Annotated in this window: 16 protein-coding genes; 9 read left to right on the forward strand and 7 right to left on the reverse strand. The window is 61.4% G+C overall.

Annotation, left to right across the window (positions count from 1 at the left end):
- The first annotated feature begins 12 nt into the window (after nucleotides 1-12).
- The 7 genes from PZ897_RS16485 (at nucleotide 13) to ade (ending at nucleotide 6,266) form a co-directional block, all read left to right on the forward strand.
- Entirely contained in the window at nucleotides 13-795 is a 783-nt protein-coding gene (locus tag PZ897_RS16485) for an ABC transporter ATP-binding protein (RefSeq protein ID WP_275753605.1), read from the forward strand.
- Nucleotides 785-1,057 (forward strand): hypothetical protein, encoded by a 273-nt coding sequence (locus PZ897_RS16490; protein WP_275753606.1) that lies wholly within the window; start codon nucleotides 785-787, stop codon nucleotides 1,055-1,057. Before PZ897_RS16485 ends, PZ897_RS16490 begins: the two co-directional genes overlap by 11 nt.
- On the forward strand, nucleotides 1,054-1,389 hold the full coding sequence (locus PZ897_RS16495) for a hypothetical protein (RefSeq protein WP_275753607.1): 336 nt from the start codon (nucleotides 1,054-1,056) through the stop codon (nucleotides 1,387-1,389). The genes PZ897_RS16490 and PZ897_RS16495 overlap by 4 nt, the downstream gene beginning before the upstream one ends.
- Nucleotides 1,386-2,273 carry an ABC transporter permease gene (locus tag PZ897_RS16500; RefSeq protein ID WP_275753608.1) on the forward strand — a complete coding sequence of 296 codons (888 nt, stop codon included), beginning with the start codon at nucleotides 1,386-1,388 and terminating at the stop codon, nucleotides 2,271-2,273. The genes PZ897_RS16495 and PZ897_RS16500 overlap by 4 nt, the downstream gene beginning before the upstream one ends.
- Nucleotides 2,270-3,379 (forward strand): ABC transporter permease, encoded by a 1,110-nt coding sequence (locus PZ897_RS16505; protein ID WP_275753609.1) that lies wholly within the window; start codon nucleotides 2,270-2,272, stop codon nucleotides 3,377-3,379. The genes PZ897_RS16500 and PZ897_RS16505 overlap by 4 nt, the downstream gene beginning before the upstream one ends.
- A 35-nt stretch (nucleotides 3,380-3,414) precedes the next feature.
- Nucleotides 3,415-4,380 carry an ABC transporter substrate-binding protein gene (locus PZ897_RS16510; RefSeq protein WP_275753610.1) on the forward strand — a complete coding sequence of 322 codons (966 nt, stop codon included), beginning with the start codon at nucleotides 3,415-3,417 and terminating at the stop codon, nucleotides 4,378-4,380.
- A 185-nt stretch (nucleotides 4,381-4,565) separates the two neighbouring features.
- Nucleotides 4,566-6,266, forward strand: coding sequence for an adenine deaminase (ade, locus tag PZ897_RS16515; RefSeq protein WP_275753612.1), 1,701 nt, complete (start codon nucleotides 4,566-4,568; stop codon nucleotides 6,264-6,266).
- A gap of 29 nt (nucleotides 6,267-6,295) precedes the next feature.
- Here ade and PZ897_RS16520 read toward each other — a convergent pair whose 3' ends face one another.
- Nucleotides 6,296-7,948: an alpha-amylase family glycosyl hydrolase gene (locus PZ897_RS16520; protein WP_275753613.1), complete on the reverse strand. Its 1,653-nt coding sequence runs from the start codon at nucleotides 7,946-7,948 to the stop codon at nucleotides 6,296-6,298.
- A gap of 221 nt (nucleotides 7,949-8,169) precedes the next feature.
- Between PZ897_RS16520 and PZ897_RS16525 the strand changes: the two genes are divergently transcribed.
- Nucleotides 8,170-10,164: an FAD-dependent oxidoreductase gene (locus PZ897_RS16525; protein WP_275753614.1), complete on the forward strand. Its 1,995-nt coding sequence runs from the start codon at nucleotides 8,170-8,172 to the stop codon at nucleotides 10,162-10,164.
- 2 nt (nucleotides 10,165-10,166) lie between these two features.
- On the opposite strand, the gene rirA is transcribed toward PZ897_RS16525, so the two are convergent.
- The gene (rirA, locus tag PZ897_RS16530; RefSeq protein WP_275753615.1) at nucleotides 10,167-10,625 is read right to left on the reverse strand and encodes an iron-responsive transcriptional regulator RirA; all 459 of its coding nucleotides are present in this window, start codon (nucleotides 10,623-10,625) and stop codon (nucleotides 10,167-10,169) included.
- Nucleotides 10,626-10,759: 134 nt separating this feature from the next.
- On the opposite strand from rirA, the gene PZ897_RS16535 reads away from it, so the two are divergent.
- Entirely contained in the window at nucleotides 10,760-11,935 is a 1,176-nt protein-coding gene (locus PZ897_RS16535; protein ID WP_275753616.1) for a serine hydrolase, read from the forward strand.
- Between the two features lie 8 nt (nucleotides 11,936-11,943).
- Here PZ897_RS16535 and PZ897_RS16540 read toward each other — a convergent pair whose 3' ends face one another.
- The 5 genes from PZ897_RS16540 to PZ897_RS16560 form a co-directional block, all read right to left on the reverse strand.
- The gene (locus PZ897_RS16540; RefSeq protein WP_275753674.1) at nucleotides 11,944-13,104 is read right to left on the reverse strand and encodes an Mrp/NBP35 family ATP-binding protein; all 1,161 of its coding nucleotides are present in this window, start codon (nucleotides 13,102-13,104) and stop codon (nucleotides 11,944-11,946) included.
- Between the two features lie 92 nt (nucleotides 13,105-13,196).
- Nucleotides 13,197-14,228 (reverse strand): AbrB family transcriptional regulator, encoded by a 1,032-nt coding sequence (locus PZ897_RS16545; RefSeq protein ID WP_275753617.1) that lies wholly within the window; start codon nucleotides 14,226-14,228, stop codon nucleotides 13,197-13,199.
- 116 nt (nucleotides 14,229-14,344) lie between these two features.
- Nucleotides 14,345-15,880 carry a tripartite tricarboxylate transporter permease gene (locus tag PZ897_RS16550; protein WP_275753618.1) on the reverse strand — a complete coding sequence of 512 codons (1,536 nt, stop codon included), beginning with the start codon at nucleotides 15,878-15,880 and terminating at the stop codon, nucleotides 14,345-14,347.
- 9 nt (nucleotides 15,881-15,889) lie between these two features.
- Nucleotides 15,890-16,321 carry a tripartite tricarboxylate transporter TctB family protein gene (locus PZ897_RS16555; RefSeq protein ID WP_275753619.1) on the reverse strand — a complete coding sequence of 144 codons (432 nt, stop codon included), beginning with the start codon at nucleotides 16,319-16,321 and terminating at the stop codon, nucleotides 15,890-15,892.
- An 87-nt stretch (nucleotides 16,322-16,408) separates the two neighbouring features.
- Nucleotides 16,409-17,392 carry a tripartite tricarboxylate transporter substrate-binding protein gene (locus PZ897_RS16560; protein ID WP_275753620.1) on the reverse strand — a complete coding sequence of 328 codons (984 nt, stop codon included), beginning with the start codon at nucleotides 17,390-17,392 and terminating at the stop codon, nucleotides 16,409-16,411.
- Nucleotides 17,393-17,456 lie beyond the last annotated feature (64 nt).

Here is a 17,456-nt window from a genome sequence, read left to right on the forward strand (position 1 = left end):
AAGCGGCAAAACATGCCTGAGACAGTCATCTCTGCCCAAAATCTGGACCTCACCTTCGAGACCAATGACGGTCCGGTTCATGCGCTGAAAGACATCACGCTGGATATCGCCGAGGGCGAATTCGTTTCGCTGATCGGCCCGTCGGGCTGCGGCAAGACCACGCTGCTGCGGGTCATCGCCGATCTGGAAACGCCCACCGGCGGCACGGTGTCGGTCAACGGCATGACACCGGATGAGGCACGTCTTGCCCGGGCCTACGGCTATGTGTTTCAGCAATCGGCGCTGCTGCCCTGGCGCACCATCGAAGAGAACGTTGCTCTGCCGCTGGAAGTGATGGGGCTCGACAAGGCGACCCGCAATCAACGGATCGTCAGCAATCTGGAACTGGTCAATCTGACGGGTTTCGAGAAGAAGTTCCCCTGGCAGCTTTCGGGCGGCATGCAGCAGCGGGCTTCCATCGCCCGGGCGCTGGCGGTCGAGCCGGCGATGCTGCTGATGGACGAACCTTTTGGCGCGCTCGACGAGATTGTCCGCGACCACTTGAACGAGCAACTCCTGAAGCTGTGGGCCAAGACCAAGAAGACCGTGGTCTTTGTCACCCACTCGATCCCGGAAGCCGTGTTCCTGTCGACCAAGATCGTGGTCATGAGCCCGCGTCCGGGCCGCATCCACGAGATCATCGATTGCAATCTGGGCACCGACCGGGCGCTCGACATTCGCGAGACGCCGGAGTTCCTCAGGATCGCCCACCAGGTCCGTGAGGGCCTGAAAGCCGGACACAGCTATGATGAATAGCGCGCTCCCCACCCATGACGGCATGGTTGCCGCGCTCTCTCTGCGGCCCGGCGGGCGTGGCGAGGGCATCGGCAAGGTGCGGCTCGATGCAGCCAGGACAGCACACCGCGACGCTCTCGATCTCAGCGTCTTCGAACGCAACGCTGCCGCCTTGCGTTTTTGCAAGCGCAAAGGCTTACGTGACGCTCCCACCCGTCGCGGCGACACCACTGAAAAGCGGATTGCGACCCGGGGGCCGTGCTGGCGGGGAGGTGTGCAATGAGTGGCTCGCTGATGATCTGGCTGTCAGCCGTGATGGTGATTTTCATGATCGCGGCAAGCAGCCTCCGGCTCTATGTCGACCGGCCATCGGTCTGGTTGCTGGTGTTTGCCATCGCGCTGTACACCGCAGGAAATCTGATGATGGTGCGGGTGATGCGCGAAGGCGGTCTCGCCATCGCCATTTCACTCTCCGCCGTGCTGCAACTGGTCCTGATCAACCTGATCGGGCTGCTGATTTTTGGCGAACGTCCGACCACGATGCAGATCGGCGGCATATCGCTCGGGATCATCGCGGTCGCGCTGATTGTCTGGCCGCAAGGGAGGCACGGATGACCGCTACAGGCTTCATCAAGGACCGGCTGGTTCCGGTCGGCTCAATCCTGCTGGTGATCCTCATCGCCTGGTACTTCGCTGCCTATTCGATGAACGCGCCCTTCCAGCGTGATTTCGACCGGCGGGCCGGCGAGACCCGCACCAGCGTCGAATTCCTCAAGAAAACCATGAGTCAGCCGAAACCAACCATGCCGGCGCCGCATCAGGTTGCAACCAATCTGTGGAAGAACACGCTGACCGTCAAACCCTGGTCCAAGCGCAGTCTGGTCTACCACTCCTGGGTGACCTTGTCGGCGACGCTGCTTGGTTTTGCCATGGGGACAGCGCTCGGCGTTGCGATCGCCATCGGCATTGTCCATATCCCGGCGCTCGACCGTTCGTTCCTTCCCTGGATCATCGCCTCGCAGACGATTCCGATATTGGCGACCGCGCCGATGATTATCGTGCTGTTGGCCGCCATTGGCGTCACCGGACTGTTGCCCAAGGCGCTGATCTCGACCTATCTGTCGTTCTTCCCGGTTGCCGTCGGCATGGTCAAGGGCCTGCGTTCGCCCGACGTGTTGCATCTCGACCTGATGCGGACCTACTCCGCCAACAGGATGCAGACCTTGTGGAAGCTGCGCATTCCGGCTTCGGTGCCGTTTTTCTTCACCTCGATGAAAGTGGCGATTGCTGCCAGCCTGATTGGCGCCATTGTCGGCGAATTGCCCACCGGCGCGGTTGCCGGCATCGGCTCCAAACTGCTGGCCGGATCCTATTACAGCCAGACGGTCGACATCTTCGCGGCCCTGATCGCCGGTTCGATTGTTGCGATCCTTCTCGTCACCGCCGTTGATGTTGTCGGACGTTTCGTCAACACCCGCATGGGAGCCAAGAGCCAATGAGCGTGTTTCGCCCCAACTGGCAGGCGCTGATGTCGCTGCTGGCAACTCTGTACAGCCTCACCGCTGTTCCCTTCACCGACAGCATGGGTTCGGGCACGCCGCTGATCGTGGTGGCGATTCTGCTCGCAGGCGCGCTTGCGTCGATGCTGCGGCTGAGCTTCGCTCTGGAAGCCGCGGTCCTGACGCTGGCAAGCTTCGGCGCCGCGGCGGTGTTGATTGGCGGCCTCGCCGATGCCTTCGGCACCGCGAGCCGGGGCTACTTTGCTGCCCTGGGCGCAGCCTGGCTTCTGGGCTGGCGTCTTGTCACCGTGCTCTCGGGCGACGGCAGCCGCGGCAGCGATGGCGGCGGCGGCACGGCCATCATTGTTCCAGCGCTGTTCGGCCTCTGGGTGGTGATCCTGTGGGAGTGCATTGTCAGGGGCGCCGGCGTGCCCTTTGTGCTGCTGCCACCACCTTCAGCCATCGGGCTCAAGATCACCAACTCGACCTCGATCCTTGCCGCCGATTTCAAACAGACCGTGCTCAAGGCGGTTCTGTTCGGCTATGTGGTTGGCTCTCTGACCGGCTTTCTGGTCGCCATCCTCGCCGACCGGTTTCGCTTCTTCGCCAATGGTCTGCTGCCCATCGGCAACATGGTTTCGGCCTTGCCGATGATCGGCATTGCGCCGGTGATGGTAATCTGGTTCGGGTTCGACTGGCAATCCAAGGCAGCGGTCGTGATCGTGATGACGTTCTTCCCGATGCTGGTCAACACGCTGGCAGGCCTCGCCGCCAGCAGTGACATGGAACGCGATCTGATGCGCACCTATGGCGCCACCCACTGGCAGGTGCTGCTCAAGCTGCGGTTACAGGCGGCAATGCCTTTCATCTTCAATGCTCTCAAGATCAACTCCACCCTGGCGCTGATCGGTGCCATCGTCGCCGAGTTTTTCGGGACGCCGATCGTCGGCATGGGCTTTCGCATTTCGACCGAAGTGGGTCGGATGAACCTCGACATGGTCTGGGCGGAGATCGCCATGGCGGCCATTGTCGGGTCACTGTTTTACGGGGCGCTTGCACTTCTTGAGCGCTCTGTCACATTCTGGCATCCGAGCTATCGCAGATAGATAGCCCTGAAGCCGCAACCAGAGAGGAACCAAAAATGAAAAAAACATTAGGACTGACACTGGCACTCACCATGACACTGATGGCAGGCGCTGCCAGTGCTGCCGACAAGGTGACACTGCAACTCAAATGGGTCGCACAGTCCCAGTTCGCTGGCTACTATGTTGCCAAGGACAAGGGCTTTTACGAAGAAGCCGGTCTCGACGTCGAAATCAAGCCCGGCGGTCCCGACATCGCACCCGAACAGGTTATTGCCGGCGGTGGCGCTGACGTCATCGTCGACTGGATGGGTGGCGCGCTCGCGGCCCGCGAAAAGGGCGTTGGTCTGGTCAACATCGCCCAGCCTTACAAGAAGGCCGGCATGCAGCTGGTTTGCCCGGCCGACGGTCCGGTCCAGACCGAAGCTGACTTCAAGGGCCGCACCCTGGGTGTCTGGTTCTACGGCAACGAGTATCCGTTCTTTGCCTGGATGAACAAGCTTGGCCTGTCGACCGAAGGCGGCGCGGATGGCGTCACCGTGCTCAAGCAGAGCTTTGACGTGCAGCCGCTGATCCAGAAGCAGGCGGATTGCATCTCGGTCATGACCTACAATGAATACTGGCAGTTGATGGACGCCGGCTACAAGCCGGAAGACCTCGTTGTCTTCAACTATTCCGCCATGGGCAACGACCTGCTTGAAGACGGTCTTTATGCCATGGAAGAGGATCTCAAGGATCCGGCCTATGTCGAGAAAATGGTCAAGTTCGTCGAAGCCTCGATGAAGGGCTGGGCCTACGCCATTGCCAATCCCGAAGAAGCCGCCGGCATCGTCATGGACAATGGCGGCCAGGACGAAAACCACCAGACCCGGATGATGGGCGAAGTGGCCAAGCTGATCGGCGAACCCGATGCCAAGCTGATCCCGGAAGCCTATGAGCGGACCGCAAAGGCGCTGCTCGATCAGGGGATCATCACCAAGGAGCCGCAAGGCGCGTGGACTTCGGAAGTCACAGACAAGATGTAAGCCCGGTTTTCGGGTAACCTCCACCGGCCGGCTGACAAGCCGGCCGGTTTTTGATTTGATCCACAGAGCGGCGCAGCCGACTGGATGCGCAAAGAACGCCATATCTCTTCGAACCAAGGCCGATCCGTTATCGATCACAGGAAGAGATTTGATCGCACCATGCATTCACGGCACGGGGACCAGCCATGACAGACAGACTTGGCGACATGATTGACCAGGGTGCGGGCAAAGCGCCTGCCGACATCGTCTTGAAGGGCGGCAGGCTGTTCGACCTCACCACCGGCGCGCTGCGCCAGGGCGACATCGCCATTTGCGACGACCGCATCGTCGGGACGCTGGAAAGCTACAGCGGCATTGAGGAGATCGACATCTCCGGCAGGATTGTCGTGCCCGGCTTCATCGACACCCATCTGCATATTGAGAGCTCGCTGGTCACGCCGCATGAGTTTGACCGCTGCGTGCTGCCGCGCGGCATCACCACGGCGATCTGCGATCCGCATGAGATCGCCAATGTCATCGGCGCCACCGGCATCCGCTACTTCCTCGATTGCGCCGAACAGGCCATCATGGACATCCGCGTGCAGCTGTCGAGCTGCGTGCCTGCCACCCATCTTGAAACCGCCGGCGCGCGGCTTGATATCGACGACCTGCTGCCCTTCCGCGATCATCCACAGGTGATCGGCCTCGCCGAATTCATGAATTTTCCCGGCGTGCTGGCCAGGGACCCCGCCTGCATGGCCAAGCTGGAAGCCTTTCAGGGCGGCCATATCGACGGCCACGCTCCGCTTTTGCGCGGGCTGGGGCTGAATGGCTACCTCGCCGCCGGCATCCGCACCGAGCACGAATCCACCACCGCTGAAGAGGCGCTGGAGAAAATGTCCAAGGGCATGCATGTGCTGGTGCGCGAAGGCTCGGTGTCGCGCGACCTCGATGCGCTGATCCCGATCATCACCGAACGCAATTCGGCCTTCCTGGCGCTGTGCACCGACGACCGCAACCCGCTCGACATTGCCGAACACGGCCACCTTGATTACATGATCCGCCATGCCGTCGCCCAGGGCGTCGAACCGCTGGCAATCTACCGCGCCGCCTCGATCTCGGCTGCCCGTGCCTTTGGGCTCAGGGATCGCGGTCTGGTGGCGCCGGGCTGGCGCGCCGATCTGGTTGTGCTCGACAGCCTTGAGGGCTGCAATGCGCAGATGGTGTTTTCCGCCGGCCGTCAGGTCACTGATGCGCTCTTTGCCACCCGCGCCGTGACCGATCTCGTCGGCACCGACAGCGTTCGCGCGCCACAGGTCGACACCGGCTCCTTCACCGTGCGCAAGAACCACAGCCAGACCCCGGTGATCGGCATCGTTCCCGGCAAGATCATCACCGAGCGCCGCGATCTCGACCTGGCGATCGACAATGGCGAGAAGCAGATTGATCTGAGCCGTGACATTCTCAAGATCTCGGTGATCGAGCGGCACGGCCGGAACGGCAACATCGCCACCGGTTTTGTCCAGGGGTTTGGCCTCAAGCGCGGCGCCATCGCCTCCACCGTCGGCCATGACAGCCACAACATCTGCGTTGTCGGTGCGTCGGAAGCCGACATGGCCGTGGCCGCCAATCGCCTGAGCGAAATCCGTGGTGGTTTCGTCGTCGCCGCCGGCGGCAAGGTGGTGGCGGAAATCGCCCTGCCTGTGGCGGGACTGATGAGTGATCAGCCTTACGAGCATGTGCGCGAGACCCTGATCCCGCTGCGCCAGGCGGCAAAGGCGCTTGGCGGCACGCTGGACGAACCTTTTCTGCAACTGGCCTTTCTGCCGCTGCCGGTGATCCCGCATCTCAAGATCTCGGACCGTGGCATGATCGATGTCGATGCCTTCGAGATCATCGATCCCTAGGCGGGCCTCGCAATCTGGACTGGCCGGGTTCAGCTCAGCCGGGCACAGAAGACATCCAGTGCTGCCAGGGTGACCGTGTCTCCGTCATGGACCGGCGCAAACCCCGGCAACCGGGTCACTTCGGCAATCGCAAGATCCGATGGCGGGGTCCATTGGACAGGCCGCCGGCCGAGATTGAACACGAACAGCAGCCGTTCGCTCCCCTCACCCCGAATGAAGGCGAGAAGATCGCCATTGGTCTTAAGGAATGCCATCGGCCCGTCGACAAGACTGGCGTGCGACTTGCGGAATGTCAGCGTGTTTCGGTAGTGATTGAGCAAAGATCCGCTCCGATGGTGCTGCTGGTCCACCGCCTGCCGCAGATGGGCTTCAGGAATGGGAAGCCAGGTTCGGGCCGCATCCGAGAACCCGGCATGAACTGCGTTTTTCTCCCAGACCATCGGTGTGCGGCAGCCGTCCCGCCCCTTGTAGGCCGGCCAGAAGCGGATGCCGTAGGGATCGGTGAGGTCTTCAAAAGCAATATCGGCTTCGTTGAGCCCCAGCTCCTCGCCCTGGTACAGGCAGATCGATCCGCGAAAGGATGACAAGAGGGTAATGGCGAGGCGGGCAAGATGCTCGGGATCATCGCCGTCCTGCGTCCAGCGGGAGACGTGCCGTTCGACATCATGGTTGGAGAAGGCCCAGCAGACCCAGCCGTCTTTCACCACCGATTGGAAATTGGCGATGCTGCGGCGGAAGTGTTCGGCCGAAAACTCTCCGCCAAGCATATCGAAGGTGTAGCACATATGCAGCTTGTCGCCGCCATTGGTGTAGGCCGCAACGGTCTTGAGCGAGCGGCGGCCGTCGCCGACTTCACCGACCGTTGTCCGGCCTTCATAGCTGTCCAGCAAGGCGCGGAGCCGCTGCAGGAAGACAATGTTCTCCGGCTGTGACTTGTCGTAAAGATGATCCTGAAACCCGTAGGGGTTGGTGTCGGGCGCATCGACACCCATGAAATTGCCGTCCTCCGCATCAAAGCTTAGCGGCGGATTGTCCCGCAGCTGCTTGTCGTGAACATAGAAATTGACCGTATCGAGACGAAAGCCGTCGACACCGCGGTCGAGCCAGAACCGCACCGTGTCGAGAATGGCGCTCTGGACATCGCCATTGTGGAAGTTGAGATCCGGTTGCGAGGCGAGGAAATTGTGCATGTAGTATTGCCGCCGCACCGTATCCCATTCCCACGACGGCCCACCGAAAACCGACAGCCAATTGTTGGGTGCGGTGCCATCGGGCTTGGCATCGGCCCAGACATACCAGTCGGCTTTCGGATTGTCCCGGCTCGTTCGGCTCTCCTGAAACCAGGCGTGCTGGTCGGACGAATGCGAGATCACCTGGTCGATGATGATCTTGAGCCCTCTGGCGTGGGCACACTCGATCAACTCGTCAAAATCCGAGAGAGTTCCGAACATCGGATCAACATCGCAATAATCCGACACGTCGTAACCGAAATCCGCCATCGGCGACTTGAAGAAGGGGGACAGCCAGATGGCATCGACCCCCAGGGAGGCGATGTGGTCGAGCCGATTGATGATGCCGCGAATATCGCCAATTCCATCGCCAGATGTGTCCTGAAAGGACCGTGGATAGACCTGGTAGATGACGCAGCCGCGCCACCACTCCGGCGATTGTGTCTTGCCCACGGCTTGCTCCCTCTCAGGATTGTTGCGCCCATAGTCTGTTTTTACTGTTTCAATCGTTTAAATTAGCCGGCCGATGCTTACAACCCCACCGCGGCAACGGTCGGCGCTGGCGATGCGATCCTCGTGCCGCAAGCGCAATTAGAGCAGCCGGTTTCGCGGCCAGCACAATGGGGCAAGGCTCCCATGCTAATATGCCCGCCAGACCCTTGGGGAAGGCATCAATGACCGCTCGCCATTTCAAGAGACTGTTTGCCCCGGTTGACTTGCGCGGTCACAGCTTGCGCAATCGCATCGTCTTTGGCGCCCACACCGCCAACATGGCCGTCGAGGGCCTGCCAACCGAACGCCACGCCGCCTATTACGCCGAACGGGCCATGGGCGGTGCTGCCATGGTGGTGGTCGAACCGATGCCGGTTCATGCCGCCGCGGTGCTGACACGCGGCAATTTCCGCCACAGCGACGATGCCGTGATCCCGCATTTCCGAAAGGTCACCGACGCGATCAAGGACAACGGCGCCGTCGCCATCCAGCAGCTTTATCATATCGGTAGCCACGGTGATCAGGACAACGCCTTTCATCCGGCCTGGTCCCCCTCGGGCATGCCGAGCTACCACGACAGCGACGGCTCTCACACCATGAGCGAGAACGAAATCGAGGAAACCATCACCGGCTTCGTCGACGCCGCGCGGCGGTGCCGGGAGGCCGGCTTTGATGGTGTTGAAGTCTGGGCCGCCTATCATGGCCTGGTCGACCAGTTCTGGACGCCGTGGTCGAACCGGCGCGACGACAAATGGGGCGGAAGCCTCGAAAACCGGACCCGCTTCTCCCGCGACATCATCAACCGCATCCGCAAGACCTGCGGTGATGATTTCGTCATCGGCCTGGCCGTCAATGACGAACCAGATGTCAAAGTGGCGCTGCAGCGCGAAGCCATCAGCGAGATCATCGAGCGCCATGATCGCGAGCAGATGATCGACTATGTCACCTGCGGAACCGGCAGTTACTTCGATTTCTACAAGCTGATCCCGAGCTTCATCTATCCTGAAAAACTCGGCGCTGATCTGGCGGGCGCACTCAAGGGCGTGGTCAGACACGCGCTGGTGACCGCCGAGAGCCACATCCGGACACCTCACAACGCCGAAACCCTGCTTGGTGAGGGACAGGCCGATCTGGTGTCCATTGTCCGGGGCCAGATCGCCGATCCGCATCTCGCCAACAAGGCGCGCGAGGGGCGGCCCGAGGACATTCGCGGCTGCCTGTCCTGCAACCAGATGTGCTGGGGCCGACGGTCGCGGGATTACTGGATATCCTGCGTGGTCAATCCTTCGGCGGGCCGCGAGGCAGAATGGGGCGGCGACAGGGTCTCGCCGGCTCAAGAACGCAAAACCGTGCTGGTGGTCGGCGGCGGCCCGGCAGGCCTCGAAGCGGCGCGCGTCAGCGCCGAACGCGGCCACCGCGTGGTGCTGGCGGAGGCGTCCCACCACCTTGGCGGTGCTTTCCGTCTCGCCGGATTACAACCGCGGCGCGGCCAGATCATCGACCTCATCGAGTGGTATGAGCGGCAATTGACGAAGCTCCAGGTCGAGGTGCGGCTCAATGCCTATCTGGATGCAGATGATGTTGTTGCCGAGCGGGCAGACGTGGTCATCCTGGCGACGGGGTCGACACCCGCCCACTCCGGATTTCAGAAAGCCATTCCGCATCTCGAAACTCTCGCCGGGATCGAGAATGGCCGGGTACATTCGGCTGAAGAAATCATGGCGCGGCAGGCAAGGCCGGGAAAGCGTGTCATCGTGCTGGATGAGGGCGGCAACTGGAAAGGCTGCGGCACCGCCTGGAAGCTAGCCGAGGAGACGCATGAGGTCACCATCGTCACCCCAGATCCGATGATTGGCATGGAGCTGCAGCGCACTGCCGCGGATTTTCCGTTGCGCCGGACATTGATCGGGCTGGGAGTGAGGTTCATCGTCGAAAGTGCCGTCACCCGCTGGACGGGGACGTTGGCAACAGTCCAGTCCTTCCTTGATGGCAGCGAGACCGAGATCGAGGCAGAGACGCTGGTGTTCGCCACCGCCAACCGGGCCGAAAACAGTCTGGCCCTGGCTCTGCGGCAGCAGGGTGTAGACTTCCGGGAAATCGGGGATGCTGCGGCCCCAAGGCAGGCGCCCTATGCGATTTACGAGGGCCGCAAGATCGGTCTGGAACTGGACGTATGAATTTACGCGGCGGGCACGGTTGATTGTTCCTCAAGCCCGAGCAGGAAATTGATCGAAGGCCGGGCCTTGACCAGATCATCGATCGAATACTCTGCCAGCACGTCGAAAAACGCGCCCAGCGCCTTTCGCAACGCCGAGTTCAGCGCGCAGGAATCCACCAGCGGGCATTCGCTCGCATCGTTCTCGAAGCACTCTGCCATGGCGAAATTATCTTCCGTCACCTTGACCACGTCCAGCAGCGATATCTTGTCAGCCTCGCGGCCAAGCCGGATGCCGCCATTGCGCCCGCGCACCGAATGGATCAGCCCGGATTTGGTCAACGGCTGCAGGATCTTGAACAGGAACAGTTCCGACACCGAGTAGGCCTTGGCGATCTCGCCGATGCGGCTCAGGGGCGCCTCGTTCGCTGCGCAATACATCAATATCCGCATGGCATAATTGGTTTGTCGTGTTAACCGCATTATCTGGCTCCGGACTTCAGGCTGCACTTCCAATCGGAAGAGTACCCAGTTTAGAATGCTTCCAGAAAAAGGAAACCCTTACATTCAAGTTTTTTTACCGCACTGCGGCGAGAGGCGCCGAAATGAGGAATGTCATGCCGAAATCCACAGAATTCGAGGCGGTGAATGGCTTCCCGCGCGAAGCAGTCACACTCGCCAATTGGCGCACCCGTCCCTACAGCTTCTGGAGCTTCCGGAATGTGGCGGAAATGGTGCGCTCCGCGCGCATAAAGACGGCTGACGCCACGTCGTTGCCCAAACTGGTGGACAATCCCGATCTGCTTGGCCGGCCGGCAGCGGCAGGCCTTCGCCATAGCATAGCGGATCTGCTCGGACACAGTCAGGTGGACAGCTTCCTGCTCTCCAGGCAGGGCAGGATTGTCTGCGAGTGGCACGCCAAGGGTATCGACCGCACCGACCCGCATCTGATCTTCTCGATCGCCAAATCCATCACAGCGCTGGTCGCCGGCATGCTTGAGGATCAGGGAATTCTTGACCCTTCCGCACCAATCGGCGAGCTGGTTCCCGAAACCCGCAACAGCGCCTTTGCCGACGCCACCGTGCAGCATTTGCTGGACATGCGGGTCAGTCTGGATTTCGACGAATCCTATTTGTCCGAGGAGGACTATGCTCGCTACCGTCGCGCCATGTCCTGGAATCCGCCATCCGGCAAGGACGAGGCCATGTTGTCCTTCTTGTGCAGCCTGCGCAAAGCCTCGGGTCCGCACGGCACCGACCATTGGTATCTCTCGCCCAATTCCGACCTGCTCGGCATCGTGCTGGAGCGGGTCTCGGGTGAGCGTTTTACCGACCTGTGCTCCCGCCTTCTGTGGCAACCCCTTGGCGCCTCCGCCGACGCCTATGTCACGGTGGACCCGCAGGGCGCGCCGCGCACCGCCGGGGGCATTTCCTGCCGCCCGCATGATCTGCTGGCGCTTGGACAGATGCTGATCAATGGCGGAACCGTCAATGGAAACCGGATCGTCTCGCAGCGCTGGATCGACGACATGCAGAAAAACGGTGATTCGGAGGCCTGGGCCCGCGGAACGCAAGCCGACTTTCTCAAAACCGGCCGGTACCGCAACAACTGGTATCAGGTCGGCGGCGGTTCAAACGCGTATCTGGCCGCCGGCATTCATGGGCAGTTTCTCTATTGCGATCCGGCCACAGACACCGTGATCGCCTGCACCTCATCGCAGAGCGAGCCGCAAAACGACGCGCTCGATCAGGGCTTGCTGGCAATGTTTACCCAGTTAAGTGCCGGCGACTGACCGGCGCTCTACTCGAACACGATCTCCGGCATCTTGCGCGCACCGTCTCCCGACAGCTCCTCCAGCCGGGCGCGGACCTTGGCCGCAATCTCGAGGTAGGATTTCGCGTGCGGCCCGTCAGCGGCGGTAGCCACCACCGGCCGGCCCGCGTCCGAGGTTTCGCGAATGGGCATCGCCAGGGGCACCTCGCCCAGGAACGGAACGCCGATGCGGGCGGCTTCATCGCGGGCGCCGCCATGGCCGAAAATATCGTGCCGGCCGCCGCAATCGGGGCAGATGAAGTAGCTCATGTTCTCGACGATGCCCAACACCGGCACGTTGACCTTGTTGAACATGTTGAGACCCTTGCGGGCATCAATCAGCGCCAGATCCTGCGGTGTGGAGACGATGACGGCCCCTGCCAGCGGTACATTCTGCGCCATCGTCAGCTGGGCGTCGCCGGTGCCGGGCGGCATGTCGACGACCAGAACGTCAAGCTCGCCCCAGGCGACTTCCCGCAGCATCTGGTTCAGCGCCGAAATCACCATCGGGCCACGCCAGATCATCGGCGTGTCCTCGTCGACCAGAAATCCCATCGACATGACCTTCAGGCCATAATTCTCCATCGGCTTGAGTATCCGGCCTTCCAACTGCTCGGGACGGCCCGAAATACCCAGGAGGCGCGGCATGGACGGCCCGTAAATATCGGCATCAAGAATTCCGACACGCAGACCGGTCGCCTGCAATCCGAGCGCCAGATTGACGGCGGTGGTGGACTTGCCGACACCGCCCTTGCCCGATGAGACGGCGATGATCGTGGCGATTCCCGGCACATCTGTCTTGGGTTTGCCTTGCGGCTGGGCGGGTTTCGCCGGCGCATGCGCAGGAGCGGCGCGCTGCGGCGCCGGGCGCGGGGCTGTGGGCGCCGTCGAGCCGGGTTCGCGGCTGGCCGTCAACGCCACCATGGCGCCCTTGACGCCCGGAATTGTTTTGGTGGCCCGCTCGGCGGCTTCGCGCAACGGCTCAAGCTCCTGCGCACGCGCGGCGGGAACAGTCAGCGAAAAATACACTTTCGCATCGGCGATGAAAACCTCAGAGACCAGTCCAAGATCAACGATATTGCCTTCCAGATCCGGTCCCTTGACCGATTTCAGCTTGGCCAGAACCTGTTCTTTGGTAACGCTCACAATGCACTCCACGGTTTATCGTTTCTGACCCCTCCCTCATAGTCCAGGTGGCGCCGCAATAAAATGCCGGAAACCGGGAAAAGCGGTGCAGCAGACTATTCGTCGCGGCGGCGCAGGACGAAAAACGGCACGATCACGGTCAGCATCAGCAGGCGCGCCACATGATGGCTTGCCACAAAGGTCGGATCAATATCCAGAATGACCGACATCGCCGCCATGGTCTCGAGCCCGCCGGGGGCGAAGGCAATCAGTATGGCGATCAGGTCCATTCCGGTGATCCAGTGGGCCACAAGCCCGAACCCGCCAGCCAGGGCCACCCCGAGCAGCGTGACAAAGACACCGGCACTCAGGGCCCGGCGCATTTGCACCCAGCTCACGCCGGAAAACCGCGAACCGATCAAGCCACCCAGCGAAATGAAGGCAATCGCCGCAAGCCAGGCGGGCGTAACCCCCGTTACCAGCCCGCTCACATGCGCAATGATTGACACCAGCATGCCGCCAATCAGATAGGCCGCGGGCAGCCGAAGCCGCTGCAGGACATACCCCGCAATTCCCGCGGCAACGACCATCGCCACCAACGGACCGAGCGCCGTTTCAGCGGCAGCCTCAATCGCCCCCTCGGGCACCTGTCCCGTCACCGTCACCGCCACGGGCACCAGCAGTGTAAGAGCAAGAACCCGAATCGATTGCACGATACTCACGGTCCGGAGATCGGCTTTTACCCCTTCCGTCAATCCAAGCACGTAGCTCAGATGTCCCGGGGAAGAGGAGAGGAAGGCAGTCGGCTTGTCCATCGACCAGAACCGCACCAGCGCCGCACGGGTGAGAAATATGATCGCAAACAGACTGGCGGCGAGCGCCACCAGCGTCACCGGCCAGCTTCGCATCGCTTCGAACACTTCGGGCGTCACCCCCTGGCCGATGGTCAGTCCAAGAACAACGAACACTCCATCGCGCAAGCGCTGCGGCAGCGCCTCGGTCCTGATCCCGGCCAGCCCGGCAAGTGTCACCGCAACGGCCGGACCGGTGAGAAACGGTGCCGGGAAGGACAAGGCGTAAGTCAATCCGGCGCCAAGCAAGGAGATGCCAAATGTGATCAGTGGAAACTTCCACGAACCCGTCTTCATTCTGTGTTTCTCCTGGGCGGGTGCGAGAGGCTGGCAGGTGCGGGAGGAATCAGCCGCAATCTGCGAAAACCTATTGGTTTATCAACGCTCTGACCAGTGGTTTGCTCTGCCAATCCTCAATCCGGATCCAACTCACTGTCCGTGCGGGGATATTTGGTCCGGAAAAACCGGCCCGCGACAATCGGCATGATGAAGCCGAAGAATGCGAACAGCCAAAGTCCGATGGACAGCGGCGAGGCAAACAGCGCGCTCCAGTCGCCATCGGAAATGGTCATGGCACGGCGCATATTGGCCTCCATCTGATTGCCCAGAAGCACGCCGAGGATCACCGGCACCAGCGGCACTTCCAGTTTTCTCAACAGCCAGCCCAGCACGCCGAAGAACACCATCACCATCAGGTCGAAGGTCGAGCCGGAGATACCGTAAATGCCGACAAACGAGATCATCGCCACCGCAGGCATCAGATAGCGCGGCGGCACCAGCAGCACCCGCACGAACAGGCTGACCATCGGAATGTTCATGATCAGAAGCATGACGTTGCCGATGAACAGCGCCGCAATCAGTCCCCAGACGACATCCGGATTGTTTGTAAACAACAGCGGTCCGGGTGTGATATTGAGCGCCAGCAACATCGCAAGCAGCACCGCGGTGGTGCCCGACCCCGGCACGCCGAGCGCCAGCATCGGCACCAGAGCCCCGCCAGCGGCCGCGTTGTTGCCCGCCTCGGGCGCCGCCACGCCGCGCGGATCGCCGGTGCCGAAGGTCTTGTTCTTGTCGACCAGCCGCTTTTCCACCGAATAGGCAATGAAGGACCCGAGCGAGGCCCCCGCGCCTGGCAAGACACCGGCAATAAAGCCCAGAACTGTCGACCGCGCCATGGTGGGAGTGGTCTGCTTGAGCATCGACAACGGCGGCGTCAGACGGCCAAGTTTGACGCTGCTGGCGTCGCCGGTGGCCTTTGTTGTCCCGCGGTGTTCAAGGAAGATGAACACTTCCGACAGGGCGAACAGGCCGACAATCGCCACCAGGAAATCGATTCCATCATACAGATGAACTTCGCCGAACGAGAAGCGCGGCACTCCGGTCTGGCCGTCAACGCCGATCATGGCAATCCCGAGACCCAGCCCTGCGGCAAGCGCCGCCTTTGCCTGGTTCTTGCTGGCGATGCCGCCAAGCGTGGCAAAAGCCAGCGCGAACAGGGCAAAATACTCAGCCGGTCCGAACAGCAGCGCTACCTTGACCAACTGCGGCGCCAGGAACACCAGGCCCCAGGTGGCGAAGAAGGCACCAACAAAAGAAGCAATGCCTGACAAAGCCAGCGCTTCGCCGGCCATGCCTTTCTTGGCCATCGGGTAGCCGTCCAGCGTCGTCATCAGGGCTGGCTCGTCTCCGGGAATGTTGAGCAGGATCGAGGAGATCCGGCCGCCATACATGGCGCCGTAATAAACGCTGGTCAGCAGGATCAGAGCCGGCGCCGCCGGAAGGCCGAGCGTGAAGGCCAGCGGAATGAGAATTGCCACCCCGTTCGATGGTCCGAGCCCGGGCAGCGCGCCGATGATGGTCCCGAGAAAGCAGCCGATCAGCGCCAGACCAAGATTCTGGAATGTCAGCGCAATGGAGAACCCGTGTGCAAGTGCGTAAAGTGTATCCATGACCCTGCCTCAAAAACCCCATGGGCCGCGCGCCAGCGACAGACCCAGGATGAGATGGAAAACGACATAGATGCCGACGGCGATAACCAGACCAGCAATGACGGCCTGGAGCGGCGGTGTGCCCAGCCGCCAGGACAGAAAACTGGCAGCAACAGCCGTGGACACGACAAAGCCGGCGCTCGGCAATGCATAGGCATAGGCCACCATCACCGCGACCGTCATGCCGACTTCAAACAGCCGGCGGAAATCAGGCCATTCCGGCTCTTCATCCGGCTTCAGCAGAATCACCAGGCTGGAAATGCCGACCAGCAGACCGATGATGATCGGAAAGGTCTTGGGGCCGACCGGATCGGAAATGAAGCTTTCCTTGATCAGCGTCGCTTGCCAGATAAAAAATGCAGCTAACAGGAGGCCCATGCCCCCCAATATCCGGTCGCTCATGGCGCCCTCCCCCGTGATGCCCAGCCTGCCGCGCTGGAAGTCAAAAGTCTCCGCCCGCTTTCCGGGCGGAGACGCATCGGCAGTTGCTTACTGGATCAGGCCGATTTCCTTGGAAATCGTGGTGATCGAATCGACCGATTCAGCCACAAAGGCCTGGAAGTCGGCGCCACGCATGTCGAGCGGAGCCAGGCCGTTCTGGGTCATCACGTCCTTCCATTCGGCACTGTCGTAAACGGTACCGATGGCGTTGACCCAATAGTCGTAGGCTTCGTCGGACATGCCGCCGGGGCCGTAGAAACCGCGCCAGTTGGCGCCGATCACATCAATGCCCTGCTCCTTGGCTGTCGGAAACGATGCGAAGTCACCTTCAAGCCGCTCCGGCGCGAGCACGGCCAGCACCTTGATGTCGCCTGAATCGACAAATCCCTTGGCTTCGGAGGCGTCGCCGGTGAAAGCCTGAACCGAACCGCCGAGCAACTGTGTGACAGCCTCGCCGCCGCCATCGAAGGCCACGTATTTGATGGTACGAACATCATCGATGCCGAACTTCTTGGCGGCGATCAGCACCTTGAGATGATCCCAACCGCCCACTGCAGAGCCACCGGCGATCGAAACCGATGTCGGATCTGTTTTGATCTTCTCCATCAGCTCGGGCAGTGTGGTGATCGGTGAATCCTTGGCAACGGCGATAATGCCGTAATCCGCACCCACGGCACCGATCCAGCGAACCTGATCCATTGTGTTGCCCGGAAAGGCGCCCTGCGCCAGACGGGTGGATGTCGCCGAGGAGGCCGCCACCACGAGATTGTTGGTGTCGTTGCGCTTGTTGACGACTTCGGCAAAGGCCACGCCGCCACCGCCGCCGGCCATGTTGGTCACCTGCATGGTGCCAGGAATGAGCTTGAGGTCCTGCAATGTCTTGCCGACCTGACGGCAAGTGAAATCCCAGCCGCCGCCAGGGTTGGCTGGTGCAATGCACTCGGTGGAACCCGGATCAAAGGCGTGAGCGGCAGCCGTCAAGGAAACGACTGCAACAGCGGTCGCGGCAAGCCGCGTAACAAAGTTCTTCATGATTTTCTCCCGAATGAACACACCGCCTTTCCTCTAAGGCGGAATGGTGGCTATGCTAACGTAA

Source organism: Hoeflea sp. YIM 152468 (assembly GCF_029210485.1).
Taxonomy (GTDB): domain Bacteria; phylum Pseudomonadota; class Alphaproteobacteria; order Rhizobiales; family Rhizobiaceae; genus Hoeflea.